Origin of the sequence: Ewingella americana ATCC 33852 (assembly GCF_000735345.1) — a bacterium.
Classification (GTDB): Bacteria; Pseudomonadota; Gammaproteobacteria; order Enterobacterales; family Enterobacteriaceae; genus Ewingella; species Ewingella americana.
Genome location: NZ_JMPJ01000031.1, coordinates 39,977 through 50,028 on the forward strand (window position 1 = coordinate 39,977; position 10,052 = coordinate 50,028).

At 55.6% G+C, this 10,052-nt stretch carries 8 protein-coding genes; 5 read left to right on the forward strand and 3 right to left on the reverse strand.

Annotation, left to right across the window (positions count from 1 at the left end; translation table 11 throughout):
* Nucleotides 1–3: 3 nt before the first annotated feature.
* Nucleotides 4–612 (reverse strand): 3-isopropylmalate dehydratase small subunit, encoded by a 609-nt coding sequence (gene leuD, locus GEAM_RS04700; protein ID WP_034788902.1) that lies wholly within the window; start codon nucleotides 610–612, stop codon nucleotides 4–6.
* A gap of 10 nt (nucleotides 613–622) precedes the next feature.
* Entirely contained in the window at nucleotides 623–2,032 is a 1,410-nt protein-coding gene (gene leuC, locus GEAM_RS04705) for a 3-isopropylmalate dehydratase large subunit (protein ID WP_034788905.1), read from the reverse strand.
* 169 nt (nucleotides 2,033–2,201) lie between these two features.
* On the opposite strand from leuC, the gene GEAM_RS04710 reads away from it, so the two are divergent.
* Entirely contained in the window at nucleotides 2,202–3,080 is an 879-nt protein-coding gene (locus GEAM_RS04710; protein WP_034788910.1) for an alpha/beta fold hydrolase, read from the forward strand.
* Nucleotides 3,081–3,157: 77 nt separating this feature from the next.
* Here the strand turns inward: GEAM_RS04710 and GEAM_RS04715 are convergent, their stop codons facing one another.
* On the reverse strand, nucleotides 3,158–5,215 hold the full coding sequence (locus GEAM_RS04715) for a choline transporter (protein WP_034788913.1): 2,058 nt from the start codon (nucleotides 5,213–5,215) through the stop codon (nucleotides 3,158–3,160).
* 236 nt (nucleotides 5,216–5,451) lie between these two features.
* Between GEAM_RS04715 and betI the strand changes: the two genes are divergently transcribed.
* The 4 genes from betI to GEAM_RS04735 all read left to right on the forward strand — a co-directional run bounded on the left by betI (nucleotide 5,452) and on the right by GEAM_RS04735 (nucleotide 9,853).
* Complete coding sequence (gene betI / locus GEAM_RS04720) at nucleotides 5,452–6,051, forward strand: transcriptional regulator BetI (RefSeq protein ID WP_034788916.1); 600 nt, start codon at nucleotides 5,452–5,454, stop codon at nucleotides 6,049–6,051.
* A gap of 32 nt (nucleotides 6,052–6,083) precedes the next feature.
* Nucleotides 6,084–7,556: a betaine-aldehyde dehydrogenase gene (betB, locus tag GEAM_RS04725; protein ID WP_034788918.1), complete on the forward strand. Its 1,473-nt coding sequence runs from the start codon at nucleotides 6,084–6,086 to the stop codon at nucleotides 7,554–7,556.
* Between the two features lie 24 nt (nucleotides 7,557–7,580).
* Nucleotides 7,581–9,266 carry a choline dehydrogenase gene (gene betA, locus GEAM_RS04730; protein ID WP_034788921.1) on the forward strand — a complete coding sequence of 562 codons (1,686 nt, stop codon included), beginning with the start codon at nucleotides 7,581–7,583 and terminating at the stop codon, nucleotides 9,264–9,266.
* Between the two features lie 104 nt (nucleotides 9,267–9,370).
* Nucleotides 9,371–9,853: a GNAT family N-acetyltransferase gene (locus GEAM_RS04735; protein WP_034788923.1), complete on the forward strand. Its 483-nt coding sequence runs from the start codon at nucleotides 9,371–9,373 to the stop codon at nucleotides 9,851–9,853.
* The last annotated feature ends 199 nt before the right edge of the window (nucleotides 9,854–10,052 follow it).

A 10,052-nucleotide genomic window follows, 5' to 3' on the forward strand; every position in this document is an offset into this window, starting at 1 on the left:
GCTTCACGCCAACCACGGGTTGTTTTGCAAATGCGTCTGCTGGAACTGGCGAATATCGTCGCTGTAGCGCAGTGTATTGCCGATAGCGTCCAGACCGTTGAGCAGTGACAGCTTGCTCAGTTCATCGATATTGAAATCAATCTGTTCACCGTCATGCAGGCTGATTGTCTGCTCAGGCAGGTCGAGGGTGATCTCATTGTTCTGCGGCTGTGCGACCTGTTCCGCGACTTTGGACCACTGCTCGGGCGAAAGCTGCACCGTCAGCACGCCATTACGCTGGCAGTTGTCGAAGAAGATCCCAGCGAAGGTAGTGCCAATCAATGCCCTGATACCCAGTTGTTTCAGCCCCCACACCGCGTGCTCGCGGCTCGAGCCACAGCCAAAGTTCGGCCCGACCACCAGAAACTTGGCCGACTTCCACTCAGGTTGGTTGAGAATAAACTCCGGGTCCGGCGAGCCGTCGGTCAAAAAGCGTAAATCAAAGAACACGCCTTTATCTAAGCCATTGCGGTCAATGCCTTTCAGGAATTGCTTTGGCATGATCACGTCGGTATCGACGTTGGCCGCAGTCAGCGGGGCGGCAACGGCGGTTAATACGTTAAAAGCTTGCATGGTTCTCTCCTCACACTTCGCGAACGTCGGTCAGATGGCCGCGAATGGCGGCGGCGGCGACCATCGCCGGGCTCATAAGATGGGTACGGGCTCCGGCACCTTGACGGCCTTCAAAGTTACGGTTGGTGCTCGACGCGCAGCGATCGCCCGGTGAAAGCACGTCGTCGTTCATCGCCAGACACATTGAGCAGCCTGACTGACGCCACTCGAAACCGGCCTGAATAAAGATCTCGGCCAAGCCTTCTTCTTCGGCCTGTGCCCGCACTTGGCTGGAGCCGGGGACAATCATCGCCCGCACCGTCGATGCCACACTTTTGCCGCGAACCACCTCGGCCGCTGCACGCAAATCTTCAATACGCGCATTGGTGCAGGAGCCAATAAATGCGTGGCTGATATTGATGCTATTCAGCGGCTGACCGGCGCGCAGGCCCATGTAGTTCAGGGCGCGCTGCAAATCTTTACGGCGAGAAGCATCCGGCTCGGCTGACGGGTCCGGCACTTGGCCGTTAATGGCCAGCGCTTGATCCGGGCTGGTTCCCCAGCTGACCATCGGGGCAATCTCCTCGGCGCTGAGTTCCACTTCGCGGTCAAACACGGCGTCGGCGTCGCTGTGTAACTCTCTTTTCCACACGGCAACGGCGTCGAGCCACTGCTGGCCTTTCGGCGCGCGCGGTTTGTCTTTCAAATACTCGAATACCTTTTCGTCCGGTGCCATAAATGCGCCACGCGCACCAGCCTCGACCGCCATATTGCAGATGGTCATTCGGCCTTCAACGCTCAGCATGTCGATGCCTTGGCCGCAGAACTCAATGGCGTAGCCGGTTGCACCCGCCGCGCCGATTTTCGCCACCAGCGCCATCACCACGTCCTTGGCGGTAATACCGTTTGCCAGCTTACCGTTGACCGTCACGCGCATTGTTTTCAGCTTTTTGTACACCAAGGTTTGGGTCGCCAGCAGGTGTTCAATTTCTGAAGTGCCGATGCCGAAACCAAACGCGCCCAGCGCGCCATAGGTAGTGGTGTGACTGTCTCCGGCGGCGATCACCATGCCCGGCAAGATAAAGCCTTGTTCAGGGGCCACCACGTGCTCAATACCCTGACGTTTGTCTAAAATATCAAACAGCTCAATGCCGAACTCTTGGCAGTTTTCCGCCAAATAGGAGACCTGCCGCGCTCCGCCCGCGTCTGGCATTTGGCGAGTACGCACTGGCGCGGTTGGGTTAACGTGGTCAACCACCGCGAGAGAAGTCTCAGGCCGCCACACGCGGCGTCCGGCGTCGCGCAGGCCGCTAAACGCCTGCGGACTGGTGTACTCGTTAATCACCTGACGGTCGATGTAAAGCAGCACGTGGCCCTTGTCATCCAGCGTGCGGGCGCTGTGACTGTCGATATGCTTTTCATATAGCGTTCTGGGTTTCATTTTATTGCCCTGAGAAACTAAGTGGATAACCCAGCGTCGCAACTTCCAGGTTTCCGAGCAATGGCCTGAGTGTGGTGCTTCAAAACACGATCCGTGAATAGCCGATCTCCAGTTATGACCTTGTTGCCAACAGGGCAATGGCTAAGATGGGTAAAAAAGGAGAAAACCCATGCTCGAACATTTTACCCAAGGTCGGATTGCCATTAACGGCACTGACATTGCCTACCGGATAGCGGGCCAAGGCGAACCCTTGCTATTGCTACACGGACACCCACAAACGCAGGCGATTTGGCATAAAGTCGCGCCTTACCTGACTTCACAATACACCGTGGTACTAGCCGATTTACGCGGCTATGGCGACAGTGGCAAGCCGGAGCCAGACGCCGAACACTACCTCTATAGCAAGCGCGAAATGGCGCAGGACCAGTACGAGCTGATGCTGGCATTGGGCTTCAAGCAATTTAGCGTGATTGCCCATGACCGTGGCGCTCGCGTGGCGCACCGTCTGGCCCTCGACCACCCGCAGGCTATAAAGCGCATGGTGCTGATGGATATCGCGCCTACGCTCTCGATGTACCAGCAAACCAACGAAGAATTTGCTCGCGCCTACTGGCACTGGTTCTTCCTAATTCGCCCCGCGCCACTCCCTGAAGCCTTAATCTCTCATGATGCTGACCTGTACCTGCGCAGCGTAATGGGCAGCCGCAGCGCCGGTATGCAGCCCTTCACCGACGAAGCATACGCAGATTATTTGCGCTGTCTGCAACTTGATGGCACGGCGCGCGGAATTTGCGAGGACTATCGAGCTTCGGCGTCGATTGACCTGCAACACGACCAGATTGATCTCGAGGCGTCTCGCAAAGTGCAATGCCCGCTGTTGATCCTGTGGGGCGAGCAGGGCACTGTCGGCAAATGCTTTAAGCCGCTGGAGGAATGGGCGAAGGTGGCTGAACAGGTAACAGGCGAGGCGCTACCTTGCGGACACTACATCGCAGAAGAACAGCCGGAGCTTCTGCTGGAGAAGGTGTTGCCTTTCTTGCGCCAATAAACGGAGCAGGTTTTTGAATAGCCAACAAAAAACCCGCCGAGGCGGGTTTTTTATCGTGCTAACTGAGCGGTTGAGGATTATATCGTCTGCTCAGGGAAGGTCAGGGTGTTACCCGGCGCTTCACGGTTGATGTGCAGGAAGTTCAGATGACGTTCGTACTGGTCGAGAATGTCATTGATCACCTGATGCTTGGTGAAGTCCATCAGGTCATTGCCCTGCGTACCTTCTAACAAGAAGGTTTCAAGACGGTAGTAGTGCGATTTACCGGCACGAGCGCGATAGGTAAACGCAGGAACGGCGTAGCGCACAGGCCAGATCTGGTAGACAAAGTTCTGCTCCTCGCCCAGCGCCACGATAAGCTCGAGGTGGTTGATTTTCTCATCCTCCTCCGGCTCGTGCTCACTGAACTCGACCTTGGCACCGCGCAGCTCCAGCTCTTGCGCCACGTCCAACATCGCCGGGCGGCACACGGTATCCATCATTTTCTGCGTATGGGTGGTACCCGGATAGTTCATCACGCGGGATAAACGCTGTTTCCAGTTAAGCACCGCGTCGCCGCCGCTGACCGCAATCGGGGCCAGAGACTGCTGGGTACTGGCACGGCGATAATCTTCTAGCCGCAGCGATTTATACAAACCGGCCATGATGAAGAAGATAACGAAGCTAAACGGCAAGCCCATGATAACCGTGGCGTTTTGCAGCGCAGAGACGCCGTCGGTCATCAGCATACCCAGCGTTAACACGCCGATGGTGACTGACCAGAAAATGCGTAACCAGTTCGGAGCATCGTTATTGATGTCCGCCAGTTTCGAGGTGAAGTTACCCAGCACCAGTGAGCCGGAATCCGCCGACGTCACGTAGAACAGCAGGCCAGTGATGGTGGCGACGGAAGCACTCAGGGTAAAGCCCGGATACTGCGCCAGTAGGCTGTAAACGCCGCGCTCAGGGTGGGCGATCACTTCGTTGGCGAAGCTTAGATTACCGTGAATGATCTGGTACAGCGCGCTGTTACCGAAAATCGACAACCACAGCAGGGTAAACACAAATGGAATGATCAAGGTACCCAGCACGAACTCACGGATGGTACGGCCACGTGAGATACGCGCCAAGAACAGACCAACAAACGGCGACCAGGCAACCCACCACGCCCAGAAGAACAGCGTCCAGCTATTCATCCACTGGGTAGGGCGGTCAAAGGCAAAGGTGTTGAGGGTCATGCCCATAAAGCGGTTGATGTAATCGCCAATGTTGAGCACCAGCGCGTTCAGCAAGAACTCGGTATTACCGAAGAAAAGCAGGAACAGGATCAGGCCCAGCGCCAGCAGCACGTTCAGCTCGGACAGAATACGGATACCTTTGTTAACGCCAGAGGTCACCGACACTGTTGCCATAATCACCGACAGCAGGATAAGCGATGCCTGCACCGTGAGGTTTTCCGGTATTTTGAACAGGACGTTGAGGCCGTAGTTCAGCTGCACCACGCCGATACCCAGCGTGGTGGCGATACCAAAGATGGTGCCGACCACCGCCGCGATATCCACGCTGTGGCCAATCGGGCCATTAATGCGCTTGCCGAAGATGGGGTATAGAGCCGAACGAATGGTCAGCGGCAGGTTGTAGCGATAGCTAAAGTAAGCCAGCGCGATACCCATCAGCGCGTACATTGACCAGCCGGTCAGGCCGTAGTGGAACAGCGTCCAGGTCATCGCCTGACGCGCAGCTTCCAGCGTCTGACCCTGACCTTCCGGCGGCAACATATATTGCGTTACCGGCTCGGCCACGGAGAAGAACATCAGGTCGATGCCTATCCCGGCGGCGAACAACATCGCAGCCCAACTCATCATGCTGAATTCGGGTTTGGATTGTTCAGGGCCGAGTTTGATCGAGCCGAAGCGCGAACAGGCAATGAACACTACAAACACGATGTACAGCGTAGCAGCCAACATGTAATACCAGCCGAAAGTTGCTGATACCCAATTCAATGCACTACTGAGCCATTTTCCCGACAGTTCGGTGTAAAAAATAGACATCAGCGTGAAGGCTAAAATTAAACCGGCGGACGTGAAAAACACCACGCCGTTCAATTTATCCCGTGGTTTCTCGGACAGTTTATCCGTCGTATCGACAGCAGCCATCGTTTCCCCTGTTAGGTTATTAATTAACTTATTTTCAGATAGTTAGCAGGTTACTTCATCCATTTATAATGCATTTCTCATACAAATTACTAACGTATTGGTAATAAAATATATGCATTTTTGATTGAACGTTCAATCAAAAAAAAGTTAAATAGAGTCAGCAACAAGGTTAAGAACGTCCGAAATCATGGTTAAAAAATAGATTTCGGAAGACCGATTTTTCAGGAGTTGTACCCATGCCCAAAGTAGGAATGCAGCCAATTAGACGGCAGCAATTGATTGAGGCAACGCTGGCAGCAGTGAACGAAGTCGGGATGCATGAAGCATCGATTTCGCAAATTGCCCGCCGCGCTGGAGTGTCCAACGGCATCATCAGTCACTATTTCCGTGACAAGAATGGTTTGTTGGAAGCCACCATGCGTTATTTGCTCAGTCACTTGGGGGAAGGGGTGCAGGCGCGACTGGCGCAGCTGGATGACGATGCACCAACAGCACGTTTGCACGCGATTGCTCAGGCCAACTTCGACGATAGCCAGACTAATGGCGCGGCAATGAAGACCTGGCTGGCTTTTTGGGCCAGCAGCATGCATCACCCGCAGTTGCACCGTTTACAGCAAGTGAACAGTCGCCGACTCTATTCAAATTTATGTTCTGAGTTTAGGCGATTTCTACCGAAAGACGCGGCGCGCGTTGCCGCAAAAGGTATGGCCGGATTGATCGACGGCCTGTGGTTGCGGTCCGCCCTGAGCGGCAAGCCGTTTAACCGCGAAGAAGCTTTACAGATAACCTATCGCTTCATTGAGTCACAAATTTCGGCCGCCGCGCCGAACGCCTAATTCAGACCGCACTGACCGAGGAGAAGTTAATTATGTCCCGCTACGGCACACAAAAACTGTATATCGATGGACGCTATCAGGAAAGCACCGGCAACGAGACGTTTGACGCCATCAACCCGGCCAATGGCGAAGTCATTGCCACCTTGCCAAACGCCACCGCCGAAGACGTTGATCTGGCGGTTAACGCGGCGATTAAAGGCCAGAAAGAGTGGGCGGCAATGACCGCGATGCAGCGTTCGCGCATTTTACGCCGCGCAGTAGATATTCTGCGCGACCGTAACGACGAGCTGGCAGCTATCGAAACCGCAGACACCGGTAAGCCGCTGTCTGAAACCACCGCCGTGGATATCGTCACCGGCGCTGACGTGCTGGAGTACTACGCCGGGCTTATCCCTGCGCTCGAAGGCCAGCAGATCCCACTGCGCGACTCTTCCTTCGTCTACACCCGCCGCGAGCCGCTGGGCGTAGTGGCAGGTATTGGCGCGTGGAACTATCCGATTCAGATCGCGCTGTGGAAGTCCGCTCCTGCGCTGGCTGCAGGGAACGCGATGATTTTCAAACCGAGCGAAGTGACTTCGCTGACCGCGCTGAAACTGGCTGAGATCTTCACCGAAGCTGGCGTGCCGAATGGCGTGTTTAACGTGGTAACCGGCAGCGGCGCGAGCGTCGGCCAAGCCCTGACCGACCATCCGCACATCGCTAAAGTCTCCTTCACCGGCGGCGTAGCAACCGGCAAGAAAGTGATGGCTAGCGCATCGGCCTCCACGCTGAAAGAGGTCACTATGGAGCTGGGCGGTAAATCTCCGCTGATCATCTTCCCAGACGCCGATCTCGATAAAGCCGCAGATATCGCCATGATGGCGAACTTCTACAGCTCCGGTCAGGTTTGCACCAACGGCACCCGCGTATTTGTGCCAGCAGCCCGTAAAGCAGAGTTTGAAGCCAAAATTCTGGAGCGCGTTCAGCGCATCCGTCTCGGTGACCCGACTGACGAAAACGTCAACTTCGGCCCACTGGTCAGCTTCGCGCACATGGAATCCGTGCTGCGTTACATTGAAAGCGGCAAAAGCGAAGGCGCACGCCTGCTAGCCGGTGGCGAGCGCATCATCATCGGCGATTACGCCAAGGGCGCCTATGTCGCACCGACGGTGTTCACCGACTGTAAAGACGACATGAAAATCGTCCGCGAAGAGATCTTCGGGCCGGTCATGAGCATCCTGTCTTACGAGAGCGAAGAAGAAGTGGTGCGCCGCGCCAACGACACCGAATACGGTCTGGCAGCGGGCTTGGTGACTCAGGACTTGAACACCGCACACCGCGTTATCCACCAGTTGGAAGCCGGTATTTGCTGGATCAACACCTGGGGCGAGTCTGACGCCGCCATGCCAGTTGGGGGCTACAAGCACTCTGGCGTAGGCCGCGAGAACGGCGTGAGCACCCTCGAGCATTATACTCAGATTAAATCCGTGCAGGTTGAGCTGGGCGAATACAGTTCGGTCTTTTAATCCGCCACCGCATAGGAGAATTGAATGGATTACGATTACATCATCATTGGTGCCGGTTCAGCCGGCAACGTATTAGCGACCCGTTTAACCGAAGACAGCAATGTCAACGTCCTGCTGCTGGAAGCGGGTGGCCCGGATTACCGTTTAGATTTCCGCACGCAGATGCCTGCGGCGCTGGCTTTCCCTCTTCAGGGCAAGCGCTACAACTGGGCTTATGAAACTGACCCAGAGCCATTTATGAACAACCGCCGCATGGAGTGTGGTCGTGGTAAAGGGCTGGGCGGCTCGTCGCTGATTAACGGTATGTGTTACATCCGTGGTAACGCGATGGACTTCGACAACTGGGCGAAAGCACCGGGTCTGGAAGACTGGAGCTACCTCGACTGCTTGCCGTATTTCCGCAAAGCAGAAACTCGTGACATCGGGCCGAACGATTTCCACGGCGGCGATGGTCCGGTGAGCGTTGCGACGCCGAAGAATGGCAATAACCCGCTGTTCCACGCCATGATTGAAGCAGGCGTGCAGGCCGGTTATCCGCGCACTGACGACTTGAACGGTCACCAACAGGAAGGCTTCGGCCCGATGGACCGTACCGTGACACCAAAAGGCCGCCGCGCCAGTACCGCGCGGGGTTACTTGGATCAGGCCAAGCCTCGTGCCAACCTGACCATTGTCACTCATGCGATGACTGACAAAATTCTGTTTGAAGGCAAGCGCGCGGTTGGCGTCAGTTACTTCAAAGGCGACGAGTACAACGCGAAAACGGCGAAAGCGAAACGCGAAGTGCTGCTGTGCGGCGGGGCGATTGCTTCTCCACAGATTCTGCAACGCTCAGGCGTCGGCCCGTCCGAACTGCTAAACAGCTTGGATATTCCCGTGGTGCATGACTTGCCGGGCGTTGGCGAGAACTTGCAGGACCATCTGGAAATGTACTTGCAGTACAGCTGTACTCAGCCTGTGTCGCTCTATCCGGCGCTGCAATGGTTCAACCAGCCGAAAATCGGTGCCGAGTGGCTGTTCAACGGCACTGGCGTAGGTGCCAGCAACCAGTTCGAGGCCGGTGGTTTTATCCGCAGCCGCGAAGAGTTTGAGTGGCCGAACATTCAGTACCACTTCCTGCCGGTGGCCATTAACTACAACGGCAGTAACGCGGTGAATGAGCACGGTTTCCAGGCTCACGTCGGTTCTATGCGTTCGCCAAGCCGCGGTCGTGTGCAGGTGAAGTCAAAAGACCCGCGCCAGCACCCGAGCATCTTGTTCAACTACATGTCGAGCGAACAGGACTGGCACGAGTTCCGCGATGCGATTCGTATCACCCGTGAGATTATGGCCCAGCCAGCGCTGGACCCGTACCGTGGCCGTGAAATCAGCCCCGGCGTAGATGTCCAGACCGACGAGCAGCTCGACGCCTTTATCCGTGAACATGCCGAGACGGCGTTCCACCCGTCTTGCTCATGCAAAATGGGTAGCGACGAGATGGCCGTAGTCGACGGGCAGGGCCGCGTACACGGTATGCAAGGTCTGCGCGTGGTGGATGCGTCAATAATGCCGCAAATCATCACCGGTAACCTGAACGCGACCACCATCATGATCGCCGAGAAAATCGCCGATAAGATCCGTGGGCGCGAAGCCTTGCCGAAAAGCACGGCGGATTATTATCAGGCCAACGGCGCACCGGTCAGAAAAGAAGCGGCTAAACCATCACTCTGATAAATAGCTAGAATGTCTTTATCGTCTGGAAATGATAAAAGAGATAACCTTCGGGTTATCTCTTTTTTTTGGCTACGGCACAGCTTGGCAGGAGCGAGAACTTTATGACTGATTCAAACAAGGACATTCTTTGGCAGGATATACACCACAGTAAACTCAATGTCGCCCAGCTTTACGCCATTCTGGCCCTGCGCAGCGAAGTGTTTGTGGTCGAGCAAAATTGCCCCTATCAGGATATTGATGGCCGTGATTTAGTCGGCGAAAACCGCCACATCATCGGCTGGCAACATGGCCTGCCAGTGGCTTACCTGCGAATCCTCGATTTGGACGGAGAAGTAGCCATCGGCCGCGTGATCATCGCCCCCGCCGCCCGAGGCCTGAAGCTCGGTTATCAGCTAATGGAAAGGGCGCTGCAATCCTGTAAGAAGCACTGGCCCGACGCCGACGTTATCCTCTCCGCTCAGGCACACTTGCAGAAATTCTACGGCAGTTTCGGGTTTGTGGCTTATACGGATATTTATGATGAAGACGGGATCCCGCATATAAGTATGAAGTTAGGGGCGGGTGGCCAGAACGGTGAACTTTAAGGTCAAGGTCAAAACCGTGGGCTCGCCGCCCACACTGGCCCAAAGGGTTTTAAACGAAACCCTTTGGAATCCTGCGTTTTTTGCTGCGGGAAGATCGAGGCTGCGCAGAGTTGGAATGGACATGTTTCAGCAGCCATCGTGTTCGTCGCGAAGTGCCGCCGCTTAGGCGGTTCCCTCGCTGCGGGATTCCAACCCGCGT